The following is a 24,896-nucleotide window of genomic DNA, read 5'->3' as shown; positions in this document are numbered from 1 at the left end:
TTCGTTAATTTTTAATTGGTCTGATTGGCTTTTTTAGCTTCAGGATGCTTCCGGTAAGCTAAAGTAGAAAATAGTACCGGCACCAATTGTGGTTTCGAACCATACTTTACCGCCTGCATTTTCAATGGAGTTTTTCACGAATGCCAGGCCAAGTCCGGTGCCGGAGCTTTTGGTGGTGAAGTTTGGTTCGAATATTTTTTCGCGAAGATTATCAGGTATGCCGTTACCATTATCCTTTACACTAAGCAAAATATTTTTACTGGTTATCAGATAGTTTATTTCAATCAGGCCCTGCCTGTCGGGCGGCATGGCCTCTATCGCATTCTTTAACAGGTTATTAAAACATCTGAGCAACTGATCCCGGTCTGCATTGATAAAAAACTGACTGTCCGGAGGATTAAATACTATCCTGATATTATCCATTTGTTTAAAAATGGTGACTGCCTGTGTCAATGCTTCAAAAATGTCCATGCGTACGATCCGCGTATCAGGCATTTTAGCAAACGCCGAGAACTCAGATGCGATAGATGATAAACTTTCTATCTGCTCAACAAATGATTTGCTGAAACGCTCGAATTTCTGATCGAATTTGGGGTCTTTATCCCTCCACGATTTTTCCAAAAGTTGCAAGCCCAGTTTTAACGGCGTAAGCGGGTTTTTAATTTCATGCGCCACCTGCTTAGCCATTTCGCGCCATGCGCTTTCCCTCTCAGACTGGGCGAGCTTTTGCGCGCTTTGTTCCAATGCGGCAATCATATTATTATATTCAGTAATTAGCGCCCCAATTTCATCATTGCGCTGCCATTTTATGGGTTCGTTCTTTTGCCCATAAATAGTTTTACTCAGGCTCATTTGAATAATATTTAATGGATTGGTGATCTGTCTGGCTATAAATACTGCTAACAAGCCTATTGCAATAAAAATTAACGCATAAACATTGATCATCGCATTCAGCAATGAGCCCGCACGTTGTTTATAGTCGGCTTCATTCGAGAAATAAGGCAGCTGCAAATAGCCCAATGTGCGCTTGGAATCTTTAACAGGAACATAAGCCGCTTTATAATTCAATTCACCAATGATCTCGTTATGTAGATATTCTGATTTCTGGAGTTTGTTAAGGTAAATGAACGCTTTGGCGTTTATCCGGGGGGCAAGTAAGCCATAATCATATAATTTAGGCTGCGTTGAAACGAGTTCATTGCCGCCTGTATTGAACAAAGTCAGGTCGACCGAATAGGTTCTGGCAAATTCATTGAACTTGAGCTGAAAACCTTCGACCGAATTAGTATTGAAAGCTTCATAAATAAGACTACTACTTTCAAATGCTTTTGCAATATGCGATACTTTCTCACTTATGGTTTCTTCCTGTTGTGCATTATACTGGTCAACAATAGATAAGTAGGTTATTATGCCAACCATAATAAGCGTTATCACCACCGCAAAAACGATGGATAATTGTATGCGGGTTTTATATAATATCTTGTCAAAGTTTAGCTGGAGCACCCAATGCAGGTAGTTATCCTTGATGTACATAATACGGATACGGGCCCACAACCATCTTACCGAGATACAGGTAACAGCAAAAAACAGGAAGACAATAAAGAAGAAAGTGATAGATGTTATCGTATTGATAAGAATATCATTTTCCTTACTGATAACGATTAGGTTTCGTTTTGATGGCTCATAAATAAGGTGGCTATATCCTTTTAATATCCCAAATCTTTCCGATTCAGAACTACTGGTATTGGTAAACACATATTCCTTTAAATTACCTTTCAGATCATGATTAATAAGACTATAAACATAATGCCCATTTTGACTGAGCAACTTGTTGTCCTGATAAAATGCATAGGAATAACCTTTAAAAAGATCGTTTGATTTATAAGTTCCTTCAATAAGCAATGCAGGAAATGAATTTTCACCATGTAGAAATTTGGACTCCAGCTCAACGACAATTGTACCCACATTTACCTCGCCCTTAAATATGGGTATCAAGGCAAGGTATTTCAATACACCTAATGTGCCTATATCGCGATAAAAGTGATCCGATTCCTTAAAGAAGGAATCAAACTTGATCATATCTTTAAAGATGTCTAATTCATAAGCTTTATCACCCAACGCCTCTCCCTTACTATTGTATTCGTGTAGTTTGAACTCGTATTTTCCAAGATAACCGTCAAAATATTTCCGTTGTATATGATCGGCCAATGCTGTAAGTGTATTGTGGGTGGTATCTGAAAAATATCGCAGTATTACAGGATCAGTAACTATCCGCTTATCAATATCCCTGAACATATTATTAGCCACAAGATCATTAGGAGCCTCTAATTGTTTAACCAGGTCTTTACGGGTTTCTTTCTCTTTTATTGCTTGAAAATGATTGAGTTTAATAGCAGATAATACAGCACAGAGCAAAATGATGATAACGAGTGAATATGAAGTTATTTTACCCTGGTTGTACTTGTAAGCATATCCGCGTAAAATCACCCACACTGCCCAAAATATGTAAAAACTACTAAATTCATGATCCTGGTAACCGACTATTATAGTGGCGATGATCATACTTAATAACAATATAGCCACCTGGTGAGAGGCAGGTACAACCAACCTACTGCAAATTGTCAGCGTAACTTCGGTTAGCAGATAAAATATTAAAAAGCTGAAACATAGCATTATTACGCCAAGTACGCTAAATCCGGATAGGTTGAGTACATTGTTAACATCAAAATTGATATCCGAGTACCTTACAAGACCATAAAACAAACGTAAAAGCGCGGTCGAACTAACATCCAGTATCAATACAAATGCAATAACTATAATGTAGCCAATAAATTTGTTGTAAGCATTGATGAGAATTTTATCCTTGTGGCGAAAAACAAATGTGGCAAACCACGTGCAATACAGGATATTGATGCAGAAATCGCCCAGTGAGGGGAATAAGGGTCCATTACTGTAGTATTGGGATTGGAAAATTTCCGGTTGATGTGAAAACCCCGGCCAACCATAATGCAGGTTAATAATCCGTAACAGGACAATAAAGGAAGCTAAAATCAGAAATGATAAGTAAACATAGCCTTTAAGTGCAATATAATTGCAGACGCTGTGGACAAGCAGGAATAGAACAAAGGCGCATAATATCCATAACACTACTTCAAAGTAAAAGAACTTATGGCCAACCTCATTATCTTTTACCTTGACTGAAAATAGCAGGGTACCATCCAGTGCATGCACCTCAAAAACATTTTTTTCGGTAAAATCGGCTAATTCAATGTTATTGTCTTTTAATAAGTTTTTAGCAAAAATGTTATGCAGATACTGATTTTGAACATGGTAATTGATTTTCACAGGTATAAAAAACATCGCTGAAAATCTACCTTCACTCTTTCTGATAACATTATAATAGCCATTCGGTTCCTGGACGAATGAATATCCATCGCGGATAGTACCAGGACGCAGAGGTATAACTTTAACCCCGCTCCAAAACACAAGGCGATTATCTTTATAGGTGAGCACCCATATATTTTCATCAGTGGTAAACTGTTTTATGGTCTTTAAGGCTTCCTGCTCGTCACTTCCTAATGTTTTTAGCTTGTTGAAGTTTTCCTTGTCGTCGAGAAATTTTTTTACTGTGGCTTCTTTGTTTTGGAGATTATCCTCAAGCGTTTGGCCTGTTTGATAAAGATTATTTCTTGGGGTGTAGGTTTTTTGGACAATAACTGCCGTGAGCAACAAGCTGGCAAACAGCAAGGCCAGCAACAATCGAATTTTTGCAGATGTTGTCAAGATGAAAATGATAACAAGGTAACGTAAAGATACAATACAAAAAAGAAAGCCATCCTGTTTGGGATGGCTTTTAACATTTAATTTTTTAGTTTATTCCTGTGGTAACGCGGCACTGCTGGTTGGTATAGCTCTGTCGACTTTTTTAACAAGGCCCTGCAGAACATTACCCGGCCCCACTTCGGTAAATGATGTTGCTCCGTCTTCCAGCATATGCATTACGGTTTGTGTCCAGCGGACAGGCCCGGTTAACTGAGCAATGAGGTTGTGCTTGATCTTTGCAGGATCGGTATATGGTTTAGCATCAATGTTCTGATAGATAGGACAAACAGGCTCTTTGATCACGGTATGCACAATGGCGTGTTCCAGTTCAACACGTGCCGCCTCCATTAATGGAGAGTGGAACGCCCCGCCAACATTCAATTTAAGTGCACGTTTAGCGCCTGCCGCAGTCATCTTCTCGCAAGCAGCTTCAACACCGGCGATGGTCCCCGAAATAACCAACTGGCCCGGACAGTTGTAGTTAGCCGGTACCACTACGTCTGTCAATTCATGACAAATATCTTCAACGGTAAAATCATCCAATCCTAAAATAGCCGCCATAGTTGATGGTTGTATCTCGCAGGCCTTTTGCATGGCATTGGCACGCGCTGCTACTAAACGCAATCCGTCTTCAAAGGATAATGCACCGGCTGATACCAATGCTGAAAACTCACCTAACGAGTGTCCTGCAGCCATATCAGGTTTGAAATCATCACCCAATACTTTGGCCAGGATTACAGAATGCAAAAAGATGGCGGGTTGTGTCACTTTGGTTTGTTTAAGGTCCTCATCGGTACCACTAAACATTATATCGGTAATTCGGAAGCCTAAAATGTCATTAGCTTTTTCGAATAATTGGCGGGCTTCTTCTGATCTTTCATAAAGGTCTTTACCCATACCTACAAACTGGGCACCCTGGCCCGGGAAAATATATGCTTTCATGTGGTTTATTGGTTGATTGTGTTGATTGAGTTAAGTAGTTGATTGAGTTGATAAATAACTTATTCAACTTAATCCAACCTGATCAACCCCTTCAACCTAATTTAGCTGCTATCAAATTTAAAAACTCTGCGCGGGTTTTTTCTTTCAAAAATTCGCCTGTAAATGCAGAAGTTGTAGTAACCGAATTTTGTTTTTGTACGCCGCGCATGCTCATGCATAAATGTCGGCATTCAATTACAATACCTACGCCCAGGGGGTGCAGAGTATCCTGAATACAGTCTCTTATCTCGTTAGTCAAACGCTCCTGAACCTGTAAACGGCGTGCGAACACATCTACTATGCGCGGTATTTTGCTCAGACCAACCACGTGCCCGTTTGGTATATAAGCTACATGGGCCTTGCCAAAAAAAGGCAGCATATGGTGTTCACACATTGAATATACTTCAATGTCTTTTACCACCACCATCTGACTGTATTCCTCTTTGAACATGGCCGATTTAAGGATCGATTTGGCATCCAGATCATAGCCCTGGGTAAGGTAAAGCATGGCTTTCGCCACCCTTTCCGGGGTTTTTAGTAATCCTTCGCGTGCTGGATCTTCGCCGATCTGCTTTAAAACGCTGTGATAATGTGTGCTCAGGCTGTCGATCAATTCAGGATTGTACCTGTCGATCTTTACATAACCCTCTATATTATCGTCATCGTCCTGGATAAGATTCTTTTTGCTCATTTGTCAGGTTTAATCGCCAAAGTACTCGGCGGAATTATTTTCGGTTTCGTATAGTTTTACCGAATGCAGGAATACGCCCTTGTGCTGTTCTATCGGCGCTTTTAACTGGTTGAATATCTCGATGCAAAGCAGCTCGGTTGATGCCATTTTACCGGCCATGAACGGAACATCCAGGTTGATATTCTTATGGTCCAGTTTTTCGATCACATAGTCGTTGATGATCGTTTTCAGTAATTTCAGATCGATCAGGTAGCCGGTCTCGTGCGTAACATCCCCTTTAACCGTTACAAACAAATTATAGTTGTGACCATGCCAATGGGGATTGGCGCATTTGCCAAACACTTCTGCATTTTTCTCCTCGCTCCATTCCTCACGGTACATTCTGTGTGCAGCATTAAAATGCTCCTTCCGTGTCATGTATATCATCATAGTAATAATTGGTGCAAATATACAAAACAAAAACAAGGGCTTTGTTCTATCTTAGTTGTCAAAATAAAGCCATTTATTTATGCGGATACTGGTTGTTGCTGCTACTGAATTTGAGGTGGGACGTTTGAAGCCGGAAGTCGGAAGAGAGAAGTCTGAAGTAGATTTCCTCATTACCGGGGTGGGGATGGTTGCTACTGCATTCGCTTTAGGAAGGCATCTGGCAAATCATCAATATGACTTAGCGATCAATCTGGGCATCGCAGGTAGTATAGACAGGAACATTGCTCTTGGTGAAGTGGTAGAGGTAGTTGAGGATCAACTATCAGAACTAGGTGCAGAAGACGATGAAGCTTTTTTGCCAATCGAAACCTTAGGCTTTGGAGAGAGTGTTTTTAAAACCGATACCCGCCTATCATCTTATACCGATCAGCAAATAAGGCAAGTATCGGCCATTACGGTAAACATGGTTCACGGTCATGAAACCAGCATTCAAAGACTAACTAGCCGTATCCATCCTCAATTGGAGAGCATGGAAGGCGCTGCCTTTTTTTACGCCTGCAAACAGGCAGGTTTTCCTTGTTTGCAAATCAGGGCAGTGTCAAATTATGTAGAAAAACGCAACCGCGATGCCTGGCAGATAGGGCTTGCTATTAAAAATCTGAATAGTTTTGCGGTAGAGTTGTTGAAAGCGTTGTAGAGGGTCTAAGAGTTGTAGTAGTTTATACTCTTATAACATTTACAACCACTACAACCTTTATAACAATTACAACTGACAAATGAAACTATCTCTCGGCTTTTCTCCTTGCCCCAACGATACCTTTATTTTTGATCCCCTTATTCATCATAAGATTGATACGGAAGGTTTGGAATTTGAAGTGTTTTATGATGATGTAGAAACCCTGAATCAAAAAGCATTTCGCGGTGAGCTGGACATTACCAAGCTGAGCTATCATGCCTTTGCCTATGTGGTCGACAAATATGTATTACTGGATGCAGGAAGCGCTCTAGGTTTTGGAGTAGGACCGCTTCTGATTTGCAAAGGCGATCCGGAGTTATTGCAATCAAAACTCACCATTGACAATTCACCACTCATTATAGGTATTCCCGGGAAATATACTACCGCCAATTTTTTGCTAGGTCTAGCCTTCCCTAACGCCACCAACAAACAAGAATTGGTCTTTTCTGAAATAGAAGACGCGGTATTGAGCGGAAAGATCGACGTTGGTTTGATCATTCATGAAAACCGGTTCACTTATCAAAATAAGGGCCTGAAAAAGATCATCGACCTCGGCGATTACTGGGAAAAGCAAACTGGTTGTGCTATTCCTCTGGGAGGTATTGTGGCTAACCGTAAATTACCGCTGGATGTTCAGCATAAAATCAACCGGGTGCTAAAGAAATCGGTGGAGTTTGCTTTTGCCAATCCGAAAGCTGGTTTGGAGTTCATCCGGTCGCACGCTCAGGAAATGAGTGAGGAGGTAATGTACAAGCACATCGAACTGTATGTCAACAAATACTCTGTCGATTTAGGCGAAGAAGGCCGTAAAGCCATTCAGATTTTGTTTGATACCGCCCGTGAGAAAAATATTATACCTGGAATAAAAGAGGCAATATTTTTAAGATAAACTAATTATTGTGAGACGCAATGCGTTGCGTTTCTTTTTGCACCAATGTAGAGACGCGATGCATTGCGTCTCTACGGTAGAATAATTATTATCCGTTCGTCTTTTCATGCGGCGACAGGTCAAACGGCAAAACCACCTTTATACTGATATTTCGCCCCATATTAAATATGCCCGGTTGAACACCTGCAGGTACGGCTGGGTTATCAAAATATTTCAGGCGGCTCATATTTGATTGATAGTTTTTATTGCTCAGGTTGGTTCCTTCCACAAATATTTTTAGAATAGGGTTGCCTGCTGAATTGACAATGTTTCCCCCAAAACCGGCGCTTATCAGGTTATAGCCTGCTGTATAGGTTTCTGTGCCGTAAGCGGCAAAAAACTTGTCCTGGGCATCATAATGGTCGAAACCTACGAACCCATATACATTTTTAAAGGCCCCAAATCCTTTAGCAAAAGTACCGCGCAGTTCAGAATGGGTATGCAGTGGTGGAATAAAGGGCAGATATTTCAAGCTGTCGGCTACTTTGCTCCCAGCGCCAAGGTTAGTACCATAAGTCAGACTCAATGCATTCTCAAAGTGCAGCCAGTGCCATGGGTGCAGGTCCAGGTTTGCCTCGCCGCCATTAATGCGGGCATGGCTTTGCACATAAGTGAAGGTATTATATCCTTGTGTTAAAACCGGTGTACCATCCGGATTCAATTCCTGTTGCTGGAAAATATAATTCTGAATGTTATTATTAAACAATTCAACGCTCGCCGAAAGATTCGGCAATGTCAGGAAAGCGCCTATGTCTTCCTGTACGTTAAACTCCGGCTTGAAATTATTGTTCCCTACGTGATATATCTGAGAACCCGGATCTGGGCCATTGGCCGATAATTCAGCAATACTTGGCGCCCTGAAACCACGTGCAATATTAGCTTTGAGCAGGAATTCGTTTGAGAAATTATAAGTTGCTCCAAAACTTCCGGTAGCACCTGAGAATGTTTTATTCAGCGCGGCAAATTGCTGGGTTACATTAGGTGTAGTGGTCGGATTTGGTCCCGTATAAAGCGATGGATAGTAAGCAACGGTGGTATCAATATATGCTGCCTGTCCATGGAATGATCGGCTATCATAGCGTGCTCCGGCCTGCAGGTCCAACTTACCAAAACTCTTTTTGATAATAAAGAACGGCCCAACATCAAACTGGTGATATGCAGGTATAGGAAAATCAGTTGCATCGCCAATGGTATTATTTTGATACTGGCCATTCACCCCTACAGTCGTTTCAAAGTCGTTACCGATGATATAGTTATACTTCACATCATAAGTATACGTGCTTAGATGCAAGTTCAACCCGGCAATATCGGGCTCGGTAGGGTGGGTATATTCCCGGCGGTGGCTGTACTGGTAACCGAGGTTCACGATCAGGTTACCACTACCCAAAGTAAAGTTGCTGTTATTATAAATATGGTACAACTGCACATGCTGATGCAGCGGAGTGATTCCATAAGAGTTCAGGATGGATTCAGGTACGATAGGGCGATAGGTATCTGCATCGGTTATCTGACGGGTAAACTGGCGGGTAACTGAATCGCGGCTGCCATCAGGTATTTCCTGCTCATCATCAAATAAGGATGCGTGGAAATAAGAATATCCCCAAGACTTATTCAGCCCAATCATTAAGCGGGCATCTTTCTCGCGGAAGCCTGTTCCATATACCCTGCCATCGTGTTCGTTTTGGTAATCTTTGGCTTCCTTGGCAGAAACGATGGTTCCCCAAACCAGACCGTTATTATTCCCTTGTAAACGGAATGAGCCGCTAAGCAGGCCGTTGTTAGTGCCGTAATTACCGGTAAATGACCCCAATATTTTCCCCTGCGGAACAGGTGAAGGAGATAGCAGGTTCACTACGCCGCCGATGGCATCCGAGCCATAGCTTAGGCTCGCCGGGCCTTTGATTACTTCCACTCGGTCAATAGAGTTTTGATCCACCTCAATTCCATGTTCATCACCCCATTGCTGGCCTTCCTGCCGGATACCGTCCTGCAAAGTAATCACGCGGTTATAGCCTAATCCATGTATAAATGGCTTAGAAACATTTGGCCCGGTAGTAACAGCGCTGATCCCGGGCAGGTTGGCGATCTCATCGATCACGTTGGTTGAAGCAGAGTGCTGATCAATATAGGTTTTACTCACCGCCGCCATAGGCACGGGGGCGCGTTTTATTTCAGTGGCCTTGCTTACGCCGGTGATCACCACTTCGCTGGCTTCTATAGCCGATGCATGTAAGACCACATCGAGCTTAGAGGTTTTTGTCAGATCGACCCTTTGATTAACGGTAGCGTATCCAACGAAACTAACCTGGACCAGGTAAACGCCTTTTGGCAACTGTCCGATGGTGTATTTACCATTGACATCCGATACGGTTCCTACACGCAGATCGGGAATAGAAACGCTGGCGCCGGGGATCGGTTTGCCGTCCGCTTTATCAGTTATTGTACCGGTGAGCGTTCCTAAAACATCATCGGTCGGGGCTTTACCTTTATCTAATTTGGCATTTGCAAATGCCGTGGAATATATAAATAGTGCTAAAATGCTATAAAGCAGTTTGAATTTCATAATAGTGTTGTTAAATCAATAATATTGCCAGAAAGGCAGGTTGTTAAACTGGGAATATTATGAAACCGGTGGCGAACGGCCTGCCGAAAGGATGAGGGATATGCTTACAAAATCATATTTATCTTGCTGGTAAACATGATCTGAAGAAACATTCGGAATAAAATAATGATGATCTGCCAGCGCCATGTTGGTATGATGCATGGCATCGCAGATCTGGCACTTTTCGGAGACGGTAGTTTGATTTTGGGAGGTCTGATGAATTTTATATTTCACCAGGTGCTGGTGGGCGTATACCATCACCTGTCCTGCTGCAAAGCAGAATAGGACAATCCAGGTATAGATGATATGTAATTTAGCCCGTCTCAAAACCTAATTGCGTTTAATTCTATATATAAGACGCATTTCGCACAAAAATAGTTAAATGTCAGTGCAAAATATCATGCTATCGTAACAATGTCGTGGTAAAGATGTTCTAGGGAGTTCTTTAAATACCGGTGCCGATGTATATTTGGCACATGAAGCCCGCTGAAGTTAATTTGAAATGGACGGAGCTGCAGCAAAAGATAGCGGCAGATTTTGATACCGATACACCCGATATAAAGGTGATCTTGTTCTTGATAGGTGTGCAGGAACTGGGCCAGGGGCCAAGAAAATTCAGTAAGCGCCAAAAAGAGGAGCTGATGCATATTGCTACCTGCAAGCTGTTTAGCCAAATGGGTTTTTATGAGCTGGAAGGCCTCGACCAGGATGGCTGGCCGCACTGGAAACTGGTAAAAACAATACCTAACTATACTTTGCTGGAGCAGGAAATGCTGATGAAATCATTGGTAATTGAGTATTTTGAATCGATGTGATTGGAGTTGAAAAGTTTGAAAGTTGAAGTGTCGTAAGGTTTTGTTGGTGCTTACACATTCGACTTTCAGGATAACTTTGCAACTTTACAGCATTCAACAATAATTAACATGAAAAAACTCTTTACCATTTTATTTCTTATGGTAACGGCTACCGCTTTTGCAGGCGGACCCCAAAACCAATACGTACGCATCAAGACCAGTTATGGCGAATGTATTATACGCCTGTATAATGAAACACCTCAGCATCGTGACAATTTTATTAAGCTGACCAAACAGGGCTTTTATAATGGCACGCTGTTTCACCGGGTGATACAAAACTTTATGATCCAGGGTGGCGATCCGGATTCAAAAGATCCTAAAAAAGCTACGGCGGGTGCCGAGTTGGGAAATGGCGATGTAGGTTATACCGTGCCGGCTGAATTTAAGGATAGTATTTTCCATAAGCGCGGTGTATTGGCTGCTGCGCGGGACGATAATCCAAAAAAAGCATCCAGCGGCTGCCAGTTTTATATCGTCGAGGGGAAACGTTATACCTCAGGCAAATTGGACACCCTTGAAAAGGCGCCGCGTATGAATGGCCACAAATTCCCGCAATGGCAGCGTGAATGGTATCAAAGCGTTGGCGGAACACCTCAGCTTGATCAAAACTATACCGTTTACGGCGAAGTGGTAGCGGGTTTGGATATGGTGGACCGTATAGCTGCAGTAAAAACAGGCGAACGCGACCGCCCCGTTGTAGATGTGCCTATGACAGTGGAGTTGCTAAGTAAGAAAGAATGTAAACAGTTGGATGAGTTACTGGGATTCGAACAAAAATAATTCCGGGATCCGAAATCAGAAAATGAAAATAATCACTTATAACGTTAACGGCATCCGCTCTGCCATAAATAAAAACTGGCTGGCTTGGTTGCAAGCTACCAATGCCGATGTGGTTTGCCTGCAGGAAATAAAAGCCACCCCCGATGTGCTGACCGACCTGGGTTTGGTAGACGCAATGGGCTATCAGCATTACTGGTTCCCGGCAGAGAAGAAAGGCTATAGCGGGACAGCTATTTTTACCAAAATACTGCCCAAACATGTGGAGTACGGCTGCGGTATTGCGGATTTTGACCGCGAAGGGCGTAACATTCGCGTTGATTTTGACGACGTATCTGTAATGAGTGTGTATTTCCCTTCAGGCTCAAGCGGTGATGAACGCCAGATATTTAAATACCGTTTTATGGATGAGTTTGGTAAATATCTTACCCTATTAAAGGTCGAATACCCGAAACTGGTGATCTGCGGCGATTATAATATCTGCCATAGGCCGATAGACATTCATAACCCAAAATCAAACGCTAATTCATCCGGCTTTTTGCCCGAGGAGCGTGAGTGGATGGAGAATTTTATAGAATCAGGCTACATTGACACCTTCAGGCATTTGAATAAGGAGCCCCATAATTATACCTGGTGGAGCTTCCGAGCTAATTCGCGCGCCAAGAACCTGGGCTGGCGTATAGATTATACTATGGCAACAAAGGAGCTAGAAAAAAACATAAAGCGTGCAGCCATATTGCCGGAAGCAAAGCATTCTGATCATTGCCCGGTATTGCTGGAATTGGAGTTTTAATTACCGTTTTTTGGTTAAAGCTTTAACTATGGGTAATATTCAATTAATATCATTTTAGGATATTCATAAATAAATATCCATGAAAAATACACCAGCCTTATCCGCTCTTTTCTTTTTGGCTTTTGCTTTAAATGCCTGCAAAAAGGAAAATCATAAGCCCGCGAATACTACCCCAATTACTTCGGTAAGCCAAACGACCCAATCTCTTGTTGGGAAATGGTATGTTGTTAAAGATAGTATCCAGGCTTTTGATCTGTATACGCCCATATCGTTTCAAAATAAACTGTCATTCAGCAATGCCGATTATGTGACGTTTGGTAAGGATAGCACAGGTGTTATTTCATCGCAGGTTGCATTTAAAGCATTATATACTGATTATATCAAATTGTATATTAACCCAAATCAGACGGAATTGCCCAATCTGAATTTTAAATATTATGCTTCGCTAAAGAATAATACACTGCAAATTCCAAATATAGATGCTTTAAACGGGATCGGATATAGCATTGTAAAGCTTAGCCCAACTGAGCTTGTTTTGTTTACCCAGGATGAGATCCCGACGCCACAGCACGATTATAGATTTAAGCAATATATCTACTTTACTAAATAATTTAACTTAACTGGTTAGGCATGACACCTGTTAAAAATGTCATGCCATCAGAATTTTTTCGCTTATTTCTCTTCTTTAATCAACCCTTTTATCTGTTCAGCTAACTCGGGAGTTACGGAAAGACCATGAACAGTTTTGGCATGTTCGGCTGCCTGGGTTAAAATTTCTTCGTCGGTTTCTGCATGGATCACAGCTGCGCAATCAAAGCCGGCATCTGCACAATGTAATGTCTTCATAATATTGTCTGTTTTAAGTTTGATAACTATTTACAGGCAAAATTATAAGCCATTAAAAACCAGAACGGTATCAAAAGATACACAAGCAAAAATATTTTTCAGGATATTAACTCGATGCGCCCGCGGAACAGTTTGATCTTATTTTGGCGCTCATAGTCTTTTAGTATTCTTGAAATTACCACGCGTGTCGTGCCAAGTTCGTCGGCTAATTGCTGATGGGAAAGGGTAATCGATTTTCCTTCTCCTTTTTTAGCAGTTTCCTTTAAATATTCCATTACACGGGTATCGATATTTTCAAACGCTACACCCTGGAATGAACTGATCAGTTGGTCATATCTGGTCCTGAACATCTGCATCATATACCTGTTCCACGAAGGATATTTTAATTGCCATTGCTCGATCATACTGGCAGGAAAGATCAGCACATCGGTGGGCTCAGTCACTACACCGTGCGAAGTGCTTTTATTATTAAAATAAGCGGCTGCCAGCGACATAGTGCAAGTTTCGTCGGCCCTAACATAGTAAAGCAATATCTCCCTGTCTTCGCTTTGCTGAAAAACGCGGATAGAGCCCTTAAGCACAATAGGCAAAAACTTGACATATTGCCCATCACGAACAATGACATCACCTTTATTAAAAGATGCTACTTGCCCGTGTTTTAGTAATTCTTCCTTAAATCCGGGTTCGGTAAAAAAGTTGAGTTTATTTAAAAGATCCGTATTGGATATCATAGCCTGCTAATTCTAACTGATCTAATTTACAATTTATTGCAAACAGAAAAAGCTTCCGGTAGGGAAGCTTTTTCAATATTTTGATTGGTACTAATTAACTTTTCACGCGCTCAGAGTAAGCACCCGTAGCGGTGTCTATTTTTACTTTATCGCCTATGTTAATAAACAACGGAACTTTAATTTCAGCCCCGGTCTCAACGGTAGCATTCTTTAAGGCGTTGGTTGAAGTATTTCCTGCCACAGCAGGTTCGGTATAAGTGATTTCTAATTCAACAGAAGACGGAGTTTTTGCCATAATGGGCTCATCACTTTCGAACGCCACAATCACGTTAACACCTTCTTTTAAGAATTTAACTGCATCGCCAAACAGAAATTTTGGAACATTGTGTTGTTCATAAGTACTGTTATCCATGATCACCAGGTCGTTACCATCTTCATACAGGTATTGGTAATCGCTGGTTTCTACACGTGCAATATCCACCTCTTCGTCAGTACGGAAACGGTATTCAACCAGTTTACCGGTTTTTACGTTACGCATACGCGCCTGGTAAAAGGCACGAAGGTTGCCCGGGGTACGGTGTATAAACTCTTCCACCTGCACTAACTCGCCGTTAAAGCGAAGGATATTGCCATTCTTTATATCTGATGCTTTAGCCATAAAATTTTTATTGAGGCGCAAACTTAGCCACTTATGCGCAAAGAAACAAGAACACGATTAAATGATTGATTGATTTTCAGTCCGTTTAGTCCGAAAGCCCGCATAAGTCAGGAAGTCCGTAAGATTTTCTTTTCGACTTTCTAACCCCGGACTTTCTGACTTCCCGACTCAATCGTACCTTTGCCGGATGTTTGATGTGATACTAAAAAAGGGAAAGGAAAAGGCAGTGCTTCAACGGCATCCCTGGTTGTTCTCAGGGGCGATTGAGCGTGTGAAAGGCAAACCCGCCAATGGCGATATTGTAAAATTGCTGAACGATAAGGGCGAATTCATGGCCTACGGCTTCTATAATAGCCAGTCGCGGGTGGCTATGCGCTTGCTGGAGTGGGACGAAAACACTGATATTAATCAAGACTGGTTCCGTAAGAAAGTGGCAGTGGCAGTAGCAAGTCGCAGTAATATACTGGAAGATGGTAAGACCAACACCTGTCGCCTGATTTTTAGTGAAGCCGATTATCTGCCAGGACTGATTGTCGATAAATACGCGGATTACCTGGCAGTACAGGTGCTTACCTCTGGTATCGAGCGGAATATGCCCGTCATTATTGACGAACTGCAAAAGTTGTTAAAGCCCAAGGGTGTTTTTGATAAGAGTGACGCATCGTCACGCGCTCATGAAGGTTTGGAAACCACGAATCAGGTTTTGGCAGGTGAACATCCACCCGGAATAGTGGAAGTATTGGAGAATAATGTAGTTTATGGAATCAATATAGCTGAAGGGCAAAAATCCGGTTTTTATTGCGATCAGCGTGATAATCGCCTGATTACAGCATTGCATGCCAAAGGCAAGAAAGTGTTGGATTGTTTCAGTTATACAGGTGGATTCACCTTAAATGCCTTAAAGAATGGAGCCTCATCGGTAACAAGTGTTGACAGTTCGGCTTTAGCGATTGAGACATTAAAGAAAAACATCACACTAAATAAACTCGACGCTTCAAAGCATAGTGCTGTACAATCTGACGTCAATAAACAATTACGTACTTTACGCGAGCAGGGCGAAAAATTTGATATCGTCGTACTCGATCCGCCAAAATATGCACCATCACGGTCTGCATTAGATAAAGCAACGCGCGCTTATAAGGACCTGAACCGATTAGGTATGTTGTTGCTTGAAAAAGGGGGCCTACTGGCTACTTTCTCTTGTTCCGGAGCGATGGATATCGATACTTTCAAACAAGTACTTGCCTGGGCCGCTCTGGATGCAGGTAAAGAAGTGCAGTTTATTTATCAGTACTGTCAGCCGGAAGATCACCCGGTAAGAGCATCATTCCCGGAAGGGGAGTATTTGAAGGGGCTGCTTTGCCGGGTATATTGAGTGATAAAATCAAGAGCCAGGAGTCAGGAATCAAGACAGTTTTCCCTGGCTCTTGATTCCTGACTCTAAATATCACTACTCCAGCTTTACGCTCTGGTAAGTAGTATTGATGCTGATCTTGTTGTTTGAATTACCGTTGCCGGCATAGCCTTTATAATTTTTTGTTGGATGATATCCCCGGGAATCATCAGATGGTGATTTGCTGGTTATCTTCAGCCGGTTATCATCAAAGTTAAAACTGCCGTATTTTACTGTTACATCAAAGTCAAAGCTCTCATCGCCCCTTAGTCCAATATTTACACTGGAGTATTTAGAGTCAATATCCAGGTTTTTTAACGCTTTGCTTATCTCTCCTATTTTTACGCCCCCGCCATATCGGGCATTTATTGTACCAGAGATATTTAGTTTTTCTATGTCAATAGGAGCGTAATTAACATTGGCATCTAACCGGCCTACTGTACCCAGTTTTAAAGAACCATAGGATAAGTTTAAATCGCAGCCTTTCACTTCTTCAATATTCACTTCGTAATAATGGAAATTGAATTCGTTAGAAGGATTGGTTAAAGCTTTTGCCACTAATGATCCGTATGCGTTATCAATAGTAACCTTACCGCTCAGACTGGGTAATGCAACGGAGCCATATTTGTTTCGCAGATCCAGCGACATGGTTGATGGCATGTAAACAGTATAATTTACTTCGGCCCTGTGACGGTCGTTCATATTACTAAACAGGTTCCACATTGAGCTGTTACCTGAGCCAAAATTGGTTCGGAACGAAACCACGTTTCCATCCTTGCTGTCTGAAATGGTGATCGCATCAACCAGTTTTTGCGCAGTTTCATCATCGCTTGCGGTTCCTTTTATTTGCACGTCAACTTTTACCTCGTTTTTACTCCAGGTATTGACGGTTACCCTGCCATATTTATTATCAAGAGACAGCTTGTCGTTGCCGTCGACTGCATATGACTTGCTATAATTTTTGACCCTTTCTTGCGGGCTGCTGATGGAAATATTGGTAGATCCCTCATTGTCGTCACCCGAAACACTCAGTGTTACACTGTGAACTGCGTCGTTTACGGTCGAGGTAATATCACTTACCAGGTGATCGATATGCAGGTTATTATCCAAATCTCTGAAACTATAATCCAGCTTTCTGCCTAGTTTTTCCATGGTCAGCTCCAGGTGTTTGGTATCAACGTTCACCTTCATATTGAGCGTCTTCATGCTTTTGTTAAATAACTCACTATCGAAGCCGGAGCTGCTGGTACTGTCAGCTGTATCCTGTGCCAAAACCGGCTGAACGGTTGCAAGTAAGGCTGCTACAAATAGGGCCGGTTTATATATTTTTGGTATCATTACTTTGCTCCTTCTTGGTTTGGTTGATCTGCTCTATCACTTCGAGTTGCTGGTTAAGTATCTCGCTTTGGATTTGCAGATTACGGATCATGGCACGCAATACACGTTCCTGGTTAGGACTGGTCGCCAGATCTTTATTCAGCTTATTATAGGTTGAATCCATTTTGGCTATTTCGGCGCTGAACTCTTTGTACAGGTCAGGGTCTGATTTAGCAATGGATCTTAATTCCTTACGTTGGTTTTGCACCAGCGAGGCATAATGTATTTGCTGCTTGGCATATGTTGGGTTGATAGATGCAAAATTTACAGCTTCACTTCTTTCGTGGCGCAGGTACAAACCAAAGCCGATTCCCATTACAATGATGACGGACGCAGCCACTTTAAGCACAAAGCTGAGCGAGAATGTTTTTGCCTCACGTGGCTTTATCGCGGCACCTTCCGGCGGCAAGTGCTTCTCGATCTTAGACCACAGATCACCTGATGGTTCAAGGTCATCAAACTCGTCCTTGTTTATTTTAATAAAATCCTCTAATCGCTTGCTCATGATGTTATTCCTCTTTTAATTAAAATCTCATTCAATTTTCTTTTCGCCCTCAAAAACTGTGTTCTTGAGGTATTTTCAGAAATATCCAGTATCTGGCCTATTTCTTCATGGTCGTAGCCTTCAAGCAAGTATAATGATAACACTAACCTGTAACCGTCGGGCAGTTCCTTCATCGCATCCTTCACCTGGGCCACTTTATATTGCACTTCCTCATCATCTTCTGCTTCCTCCTCGGCAATGCCATCTGTGTGTTCTTCATCCAGTTCAACCAATTCCAACCTGCGCTTGCGCAACAAGTTTATAGACCGGTGAACCACGATTTGTTTTAACCACAAACCAAAAGTTGTTTCCTGACGAAAGTCTTTTACCCGGTTAAAAGCATCCAAAAAGGCTTCCTGTAATACATCTTCGGCCTCATCAACGCTGCCTACTATCCTAAATGCAATGTTCAGCATCGCTTTAGAATACAAACGGTAGAGCTCGAAGCAGGCTTTTTTACTGCCACGCTTACACTCAACCACCAGGTCGTAATGCTTATCAATGTATACAGATTCCAAATTTTCAGCTTTCACAATATATGACGCACCGGTTTTTTGAACGTTGCATGCAACCTTAAATTAAGATAAAGAAATTATCAATTGATTTCGAATGTCGGATTTGGGATTTCGATAGTCTGAATGCTAAAAATCCGAAATTGAAAATTCGAAATTCGACATAAGATAATCATCTATCGCCTTCACTGCACGCTCATATCGGTCCTGCCCTGTACCAGATATAGTGACATAATTGCCGTTCAGATCCTGTAACTCTTTGTGCCATACACTCATAAAATGTTCGCGCATATTCGGAAAATCACGCAGCGGGTCATCCTCCCAGGGCAGGTCGATATTTAATAACAGGTAAAAATCATAAGGATGTTTAGGCAATTCGTCTAAAACTTCCTGGGGCGACCGGCCGAAAATCTGATCGCTCCATATTTTTACCGTGATGAAGGTGGTATCGCAGATGAGTATTTTATTGGCTTTAGGTAGATATTCCCGTTCGAGCGCCAGTTGCCCGTAAAACATGTTTATCTCATCCTGCCAGGCGGGCGGCTCGGTTAGCTTCTCACAATATTCACGCGCATACTCAGGCACCCAAACCGTATGGTAATGCTCAGCCAAAAACGCAGACATGGTTGATTTGCCGGTGGATTCAGGGCCTACGATGGCGATTTTTATAATTTCGGATTTCGAATTTTCAATTTCGGATTTGGGCATTTTGAAATTTTGATTGCTATAGACATAAATTCGAAATTACAAATCCGAAACTCGATATCCAGTTGATTGTTTTTTATATTCTTTTTTCCAGTCGAAATATCCCATTGCAGCGATTGCGACATAGATGGCATACATTACGGCGGTCAGATCGAGATGTTTGAAAATGTATATACCCACATAAATAATGTCCACGAATATCCATATTAGCCAATTTTCAAGAACCTTCCGTGCTAAAAATACCTGGGCAACCAGGCTGCAGGCTGTGCAGAAGCTATCAAGGTATGGATAGGATGCAGGGGTATATTTCAAAACCGATCCGAGGAAAACAGTAAAAATGACGATAGAGATAATAGAAAGAATGGTTTCTTTCCGGGTGATACCCTCAACAGGAGTCTTTTCTTCATCGGCAGGTTTGCGGCTCCAGTAATACCATCCGTAGATGTTCATTGCCATAAAATAAAACTGCAGCCCCATATCGGCGTACAGGCGACTTTTAAAAAAGATGAAAATGTAAATACCTACACTGATGATGGCAAGTGGCCAGTTCCAGATATTATTTTTCGCAGCAAGATAAACGCAAAGCAGACCGGTAATCACACCAATAACCTCGAGCCATGTTTGATGTTGCCACCAATCTTGCAAAGCATGGATAATCTGCATGAGGCCAAATATAATATAAGTATAGACGCGATGCATCGTGCCCATAAAAGTTTACCATATTCTTACCCGCTTATCCGGGGCGAGCCACATCTTATCGCCTGATCGAGGTTGTTATATACCGGATCGTATATTTTATTTGTTGTTTTCTGACTCTGATAAGCACCTAATGCAAATGCTAAAAGTGCTACAATATAAATTACAGGTTTTGGACGATTTGCTTCATAAAAGGGCCATTTCAGGCAAACCTAAAGAAAATTAGGGCCCGCTTTTTTATGTAACGAATAAAATTAATATGCTGAAGTCACCAAAGAAATAGGAAAAAGGCGACAGATGAGAGCGGATTTTGATTGTTAGAGTAACTAACGAATGTCGTTTTTATTGTATATTGTTTAAAAAAAAATACAAAAGTGTATTAAATAGTGGAATAAAAATGGCTTTTATGATTCCTAAAAAACATACACTTCAATAAATTCCATGAAAAAAACCGGACAAGGACACGTCAAAATAATAGCAAACCTTTCGTAAGGTGTCTAATCTGATATCAACTTTCCCGGATTCGAGCCTGGCGATATTGATATTGGTTTCGCTGTAAAATTTTTCCTGCGTAACTTGGTTTTGCCTCCTGAGCGTCTTTATTTGCAGCGCAATCTTCTTTTTAAACGCTTCCTCGGAGTTGTTAAGATATTCAAAGTCAGTGAGTAACATAGTAGGCTAGGGGATTTCGGAATCGGTATTTTATGCAATCTAACTAAATTTAATTAGTAAACTAAATAATCAGTTTTTATAATGTTGTCACAATCACTTTACAAATACTGACGTATTCGTCATTGAGTCTATCGATTTGTGGCGCTACTTTTGTTCATAGAATAATGACTCTGCAAGAAATCTGTGAAAAAATAGAATTTCATCTACCTATGGAAAACATATTTTAGAATTCTCAGACGCCCAAGCTGGGATATTTTGTTCTTTGTTTTGGGTTTAATCAATAGTTTAAATTAATTAGGGGAAAGAGAACTTTGAAAAAGGTTCTCTTTTTTTATGCATCTCTTTTTACTATGCGTGCATAATATTATTTTTGACCCATAACCTATTACTCCATGCATTTTGAATTATCCGAAGAACAATTGATGATACGCCAGGCGGCGCGGGATTTTGCACAAACCGAACTCAAGCCAGGTGTAATAGAACGCGACGAGCATCAGAAATTTCCAGCAGAGCAAGTAAAACAAATGGGCGAACTGGGATTTATGGGAATGATGGTTTCGCCCGAATATGGCGGCAGTGGCATGGATGCCATATCCTATGTACTGGTGATGGAAGAGCTATCCAAAATTGATGCTTCTGCTTCGGTAGTTGTTTCAGTAAATAACTCGCTGGTGTGTTATGGTCTGGAAAAATATGGAACCGAAGAGCAAAAGCAGAAATATCTGGTCCCATTGGCAAAAGGCGAAAAGATAGGCGCTTTTTGTTTATCTGAACCAGAGGCAGGTTCAGATGCTACTTCGCAACGGACGACCGCTATTGACATGGGAGATCATTACCTGTTAAATGGTACAAAAAACTGGATAACAAATGGAGGAACAGCATCTACCTATTTAGTAATCGCTCAGACCGATGCTTCAAAAAAACATCATGGCATTAATGTTTTGATTGTCGAAAAAGGAATGCCGGGATTTACTGTTGGCCCGAAAGAAAATAAACTAGGCATACGCGGGTCAGATACACATTCGCTGATGTTTACTGATGTAAAGGTTCCTAAAGAAAACCGTATCGGCGAGGACGGCTTCGGGTTCAAGTTCGCTATGAAAACCCTTGAAGGCGGACGTATTGGTATTGCCTCGCAGGCCTTGGGTATAGCCTCAGGTGCTTACGAGCTGGCATTGCAGTATTCAAAGGAACGTAAAGCATTCGGAAAAGCCATTTCCGACCTGCAGGCAATACAATTTAAACTAGCTGATATGGCAACTGAGATTGAAGCTGCACGTTTACTTTGTTTAAAGGCCGCCTGGTTAAAAGACAAAGGGTTGTCTTATGCTGAGGCGAGCTCAATGGCGAAATTATATGCGTCAGATGTAGCTATGCGCACCACTGTTGAAGCTGTACAAATACATGGCGGCTATGGCTTTGTGAAAGAGTATCATGTAGAACGCCTGATGCGCGATGCGAAGATCACGCAGATATATGAGGGCACTTCTGAAATTCAAAAGATTGTCATTTCGCGTGAAGTGTTGAAATAATCGGATAGTTTTCGCTTACTTTGAAAAAGTATATCAATTTAATAGACTATTCAGGTAATGCGTTATAAAAATCTGTTGTTTATCTTCCTTATCGTATTTGTAGCTAATACAAGTTTTGGACAAAGTAAATTAAAAGCGGGTATTTGGCGTGGAATGCTGACAAGTTCTTCAGGTAATAACCTCCCTTTTAATTTTGATGTGACCAATGTTAATGGTAAGCAGCGAATCGCTATTCATAACGGTGCAGAACGATTTAAAGTGACCGACATCAGACAAAAAGGCGATTCAGTTTTTATTCATATGCCGCTGTTCAATTCGGAATTCAAATTGAAGCGTGAAGGAACTTCATTAAAAGGTAAATGGATAAAGCATTATGGTGATAAAGATGCTGCTATGGATTTTACAGCTTCTGCCGGGCAAGATTTCCGTTTTTTTAAAACCCCAGAGAAACCAGCTTATAATATCACGGGCAGATGGTCGGCCATATTTGTTAGCGATGGTAGTAAAGACACCACTGTAGGGGAATTTAAACAGGTAGGTTCAAAACTGACCGGTACATTCTTAACTACTACTGGCGATGACCGCTTTTTGGAAGGCACTGTTGCAGGTAATAAATTATACTTGTCAACTTTTGATGGGGGGCATGCCTTTTTGTTTACTGCTGATATTATAGATAATAAAACCATAACAAATGGAAAGTATTATGCAGGTGCCTCAAGTTTAGACCAATGGACAGCCCTAAAAAACGCCAATGCCAAGCTTCCTGATGCTTATTCACTTACCTATTTAAAGCCCGGATATAAAAAGATAGATTTTAGCTTCCCTGATCTTTCAGGGAAAAAGGTTTCACTCGAGAATCCACGTTTTAAGGGAAAAGTAGTGATCGTGCAAATGCTGGGTTCGTGGTGCCCTAATTGTATGGACGAAACCTCCTACCTGGTTAATTATTATAAGAAATATCATCCGAAGGGGGTTGAAATAATAGGTCTGGCTTATGAGCGGACTACAGATTTCAAAAAGTCCGTCCCCACATTAACTCAGTTAAAAAACAGATTTAATATTACCTATCCATTGCTTATTACCGGCTATACACCCGGAAAAGGAGATCCGCAAAAAAGCCTGCCTATGCTCGCTGATTATAAAGGCTTTCCTACCACTATCATCATTGATAAAAAAGGGGATGTGCGTAAAATACATACAGGCTTTAGCGGCCCGGGTACAGGTAAATATTATACAGAATTCACTCAGGAATTTGAAAAGCTGACGGACGATTTGCTGGCAGAGAAATAATTCTTCCCGGTAGAGACGCGATGCATCGCGTCTCTACGACGGATTCACGCCTTTTCTTCCCAAATCATACACAAATGCAATATGGTTTCCACTGCCTTTTGCATATCTTGAACCGAAACCCACTCGTGTTTGCTGTGAAAAGCATGCTCTCCGGCAAAAATATTCGGACAAGGTAGTCCCATAAAAGAAAGTCTCGAACCATCTGTACCACCTCGGATGCTGCATAACCGGGCATCTAACCCGGCGCGGCGCATAGCTTCCAATCCATACTCAACAATTTGCGGATGCTCATCCAATACCTTTTTCATATTACGGTATTGCTCATGTGTTTTCAATTCATAGCCGCATCCCGGGAATTTTTTTAGCACATCATTGGCTATGGCACGTATGACGTTGGCATGTCCCTTTAATTTTTGATCATCAAAGTCGCGGATGATAAAATCAATTTCAGCAGTTTCTACATGCCCGCTTATACTAACCGGGTGCACAAAACCTTCCTTGTTATCAGTCCCTTCAGGCGACAGATCATATGGTAAAGCAGCAATAATTTGTCCGGCAATTTTTATAGCGCTTTGCATTTTCCCTTTAGCAAAGCCGGGGTGAGAACTTATACCATGAATAATGAGTTTGGCACCATCGGCAGAAAATGTCTCATTCTCCATATTTCCAGCACTTTCGCCATCCATGGTATAACCGGCATAGGCCCCAAGTTTTTTCAGGTCGACTTTATCTACACCACGGCCTATTTCCTCATCGGGTGTAAATAATATGCGTATATCTCCGTGTTTTATTTCCGGATGATTTAGCAGTTGGTAACAGGCATCCATAATTTCGGCTACACCTGCTTTGTTGTCAGCGCCAAGTAGGGTGGCTCCGCTGGCAGTGATCACATCATTGCCAATTTGGTGTTTTAGTTCCGGATGATCACTTGACCTGATGACTTGTGAAGGATCGTCTGGCAAAATCAAGTCCTGTCCCTGGTAATTTTTGTGTATGATTGGCTTTACATCAGTTCCGCTGCAATCAGGAGCGGTGTCCATATGCGAGCAAAAACAAATCACAGGAATATCCGGTTTTGCGCTATTGCCGGGGACGGTAGCATATACGTAACCCTGCTCATCCATGTGAGCATCATGTAACCCCATATCCAATAATTCCGTTACAAGTAAAAGCCCTAAGTTTTTTTGTTTCGCAGTTGACGGAAAGGTATTCGAGTTGGGGTCTGACTGGGTATCGATGGTTACATAACGTGTAAAGCGCTCAGTAACGGTAAATTTTAAGTTCATAGAATGGTGTTTATATGGATAGAAATTTTATTTTTGGGAGT

General features: G+C 41.6%; 24 protein-coding genes. 9 read left to right on the top strand and 15 right to left on the bottom strand.

Annotated elements, in window-relative coordinates:
* Positions 1–39: 39 nt before the first annotated feature.
* From Q3A68_RS06495 to Q3A68_RS06480, 4 genes are all read right to left on the bottom strand, one after another.
* A complete protein-coding gene (locus tag Q3A68_RS06495) occupies positions 40–3,783 on the bottom strand; it encodes an ATP-binding protein (protein ID WP_302900245.1) in 3,744 nt (1,247 codons plus the stop codon).
* Positions 3,784–3,873: 90 nt separating this feature from the next.
* On the bottom strand, positions 3,874–4,764 hold the full coding sequence (gene fabD, locus Q3A68_RS06490) for an ACP S-malonyltransferase (RefSeq protein WP_302900244.1): 891 nt from the start codon (positions 4,762–4,764) through the stop codon (positions 3,874–3,876).
* A gap of 91 nt (positions 4,765–4,855) precedes the next feature.
* Positions 4,856–5,494, bottom strand: coding sequence for a GTP cyclohydrolase I FolE (gene folE, locus Q3A68_RS06485; RefSeq protein WP_302900243.1), 639 nt, complete (start codon positions 5,492–5,494; stop codon positions 4,856–4,858).
* A 9-nt stretch (positions 5,495–5,503) separates the two neighbouring features.
* The gene (locus tag Q3A68_RS06480; RefSeq protein WP_302900275.1) at positions 5,504–5,920 is read right to left on the bottom strand and encodes a 6-pyruvoyl trahydropterin synthase family protein; all 417 of its coding nucleotides are present in this window, start codon (positions 5,918–5,920) and stop codon (positions 5,504–5,506) included.
* 82 nt (positions 5,921–6,002) lie between these two features.
* Between Q3A68_RS06480 and mqnB the strand changes: the two genes are divergently transcribed.
* Both mqnB and Q3A68_RS06470 read left to right on the top strand, forming a co-directional pair.
* Entirely contained in the window at positions 6,003–6,620 is a 618-nt protein-coding gene (gene mqnB / locus Q3A68_RS06475) for a futalosine hydrolase (RefSeq protein ID WP_302900242.1), read from the top strand.
* Positions 6,621–6,699: 79 nt separating this feature from the next.
* On the top strand, positions 6,700–7,548 hold the full coding sequence (locus tag Q3A68_RS06470) for a menaquinone biosynthesis family protein (protein ID WP_302900241.1): 849 nt from the start codon (positions 6,700–6,702) through the stop codon (positions 7,546–7,548).
* Positions 7,549–7,636: 88 nt separating this feature from the next.
* Here Q3A68_RS06470 and Q3A68_RS06465 read toward each other — a convergent pair whose 3' ends face one another.
* The gene (locus Q3A68_RS06465) at positions 7,637–10,150 is read right to left on the bottom strand and encodes a TonB-dependent receptor (RefSeq protein WP_302900240.1); all 2,514 of its coding nucleotides are present in this window, start codon (positions 10,148–10,150) and stop codon (positions 7,637–7,639) included.
* Between the two features lie 57 nt (positions 10,151–10,207).
* The gene (locus tag Q3A68_RS06460) at positions 10,208–10,516 is read right to left on the bottom strand and encodes a hypothetical protein (RefSeq protein ID WP_302900239.1); all 309 of its coding nucleotides are present in this window, start codon (positions 10,514–10,516) and stop codon (positions 10,208–10,210) included.
* A 149-nt stretch (positions 10,517–10,665) separates the two neighbouring features.
* On the opposite strand from Q3A68_RS06460, the gene Q3A68_RS06455 reads away from it, so the two are divergent.
* The 4 genes from Q3A68_RS06455 to Q3A68_RS06440 all read left to right on the top strand — a co-directional run bounded on the left by Q3A68_RS06455 (position 10,666) and on the right by Q3A68_RS06440 (position 13,223).
* On the top strand, positions 10,666–11,004 hold the full coding sequence (locus Q3A68_RS06455) for a hypothetical protein (protein WP_302900274.1): 339 nt from the start codon (positions 10,666–10,668) through the stop codon (positions 11,002–11,004).
* Between the two features lie 108 nt (positions 11,005–11,112).
* Positions 11,113–11,823: a peptidylprolyl isomerase gene (locus Q3A68_RS06450; protein WP_302900238.1), complete on the top strand. Its 711-nt coding sequence runs from the start codon at positions 11,113–11,115 to the stop codon at positions 11,821–11,823.
* Between the two features lie 22 nt (positions 11,824–11,845).
* Positions 11,846–12,613, top strand: a complete 768-nt coding sequence (locus Q3A68_RS06445; RefSeq protein ID WP_302900237.1) for an exodeoxyribonuclease III — start codon at positions 11,846–11,848, stop codon at positions 12,611–12,613.
* A 79-nt stretch (positions 12,614–12,692) separates the two neighbouring features.
* Positions 12,693–13,223, top strand: a complete 531-nt coding sequence (locus Q3A68_RS06440) for a hypothetical protein (protein ID WP_302900236.1) — start codon at positions 12,693–12,695, stop codon at positions 13,221–13,223.
* A gap of 62 nt (positions 13,224–13,285) precedes the next feature.
* Here Q3A68_RS06440 and Q3A68_RS06435 read toward each other — a convergent pair whose 3' ends face one another.
* From Q3A68_RS06435 to efp, 3 genes are all read right to left on the bottom strand, one after another.
* Positions 13,286–13,459: a DUF1059 domain-containing protein gene (locus Q3A68_RS06435; RefSeq protein WP_302900235.1), complete on the bottom strand. Its 174-nt coding sequence runs from the start codon at positions 13,457–13,459 to the stop codon at positions 13,286–13,288.
* 98 nt (positions 13,460–13,557) lie between these two features.
* Positions 13,558–14,190, bottom strand: coding sequence for a Crp/Fnr family transcriptional regulator (locus tag Q3A68_RS06430; RefSeq protein WP_302900234.1), 633 nt, complete (start codon positions 14,188–14,190; stop codon positions 13,558–13,560).
* Between the two features lie 94 nt (positions 14,191–14,284).
* Positions 14,285–14,848, bottom strand: a complete 564-nt coding sequence (gene efp / locus Q3A68_RS06425; RefSeq protein WP_302900233.1) for an elongation factor P — start codon at positions 14,846–14,848, stop codon at positions 14,285–14,287.
* 187 nt (positions 14,849–15,035) lie between these two features.
* Between efp and Q3A68_RS06420 the strand changes: the two genes are divergently transcribed.
* Entirely contained in the window at positions 15,036–16,223 is a 1,188-nt protein-coding gene (locus tag Q3A68_RS06420; RefSeq protein ID WP_302900232.1) for a class I SAM-dependent rRNA methyltransferase, read from the top strand.
* A gap of 75 nt (positions 16,224–16,298) precedes the next feature.
* Here the strand turns inward: Q3A68_RS06420 and Q3A68_RS06415 are convergent, their stop codons facing one another.
* From Q3A68_RS06415 to pnuC, 5 genes are all read right to left on the bottom strand, one after another.
* A complete protein-coding gene (locus Q3A68_RS06415) occupies positions 16,299–17,579 on the bottom strand; it encodes a DUF4097 family beta strand repeat-containing protein (protein ID WP_302900231.1) in 1,281 nt (426 codons plus the stop codon).
* Positions 17,560–18,123 carry a hypothetical protein gene (locus Q3A68_RS06410; RefSeq protein ID WP_302900230.1) on the bottom strand — a complete coding sequence of 188 codons (564 nt, stop codon included), beginning with the start codon at positions 18,121–18,123 and terminating at the stop codon, positions 17,560–17,562. The genes Q3A68_RS06415 and Q3A68_RS06410 overlap by 20 nt, the downstream gene beginning before the upstream one ends.
* Entirely contained in the window at positions 18,120–18,695 is a 576-nt protein-coding gene (locus Q3A68_RS06405; protein ID WP_302900229.1) for an RNA polymerase sigma factor, read from the bottom strand. The genes Q3A68_RS06410 and Q3A68_RS06405 overlap by 4 nt, the downstream gene beginning before the upstream one ends.
* 108 nt (positions 18,696–18,803) lie before the next feature.
* Positions 18,804–19,382, bottom strand: coding sequence for an AAA family ATPase (locus Q3A68_RS06400; RefSeq protein WP_302900228.1), 579 nt, complete (start codon positions 19,380–19,382; stop codon positions 18,804–18,806).
* A gap of 36 nt (positions 19,383–19,418) precedes the next feature.
* Entirely contained in the window at positions 19,419–20,042 is a 624-nt protein-coding gene (gene pnuC, locus Q3A68_RS06395; RefSeq protein WP_302900227.1) for a nicotinamide riboside transporter PnuC, read from the bottom strand.
* Positions 20,043–21,139: 1,097 nt separating this feature from the next.
* On the opposite strand from pnuC, the gene Q3A68_RS06390 reads away from it, so the two are divergent.
* Positions 21,140–22,279 carry an acyl-CoA dehydrogenase gene (locus tag Q3A68_RS06390; RefSeq protein ID WP_302900226.1) on the top strand — a complete coding sequence of 380 codons (1,140 nt, stop codon included), beginning with the start codon at positions 21,140–21,142 and terminating at the stop codon, positions 22,277–22,279.
* A 57-nt stretch (positions 22,280–22,336) separates the two neighbouring features.
* Positions 22,337–23,569 (top strand): peroxiredoxin family protein, encoded by a 1,233-nt coding sequence (locus Q3A68_RS06385; protein WP_302900225.1) that lies wholly within the window; start codon positions 22,337–22,339, stop codon positions 23,567–23,569.
* 44 nt (positions 23,570–23,613) lie between these two features.
* Here the strand turns inward: Q3A68_RS06385 and pepT are convergent, their stop codons facing one another.
* On the bottom strand, positions 23,614–24,855 hold the full coding sequence (pepT, locus tag Q3A68_RS06380) for a peptidase T (protein ID WP_302900224.1): 1,242 nt from the start codon (positions 24,853–24,855) through the stop codon (positions 23,614–23,616).
* Positions 24,856–24,896: the final 41 nt, after the last annotated feature.

Source organism: Mucilaginibacter tolerans (assembly GCF_030519375.1).
Lineage (GTDB): Bacteria > Bacteroidota > Bacteroidia > Sphingobacteriales > Sphingobacteriaceae > Mucilaginibacter.
This window is presented reverse-complemented; position numbering and strand designations above follow the sequence as displayed.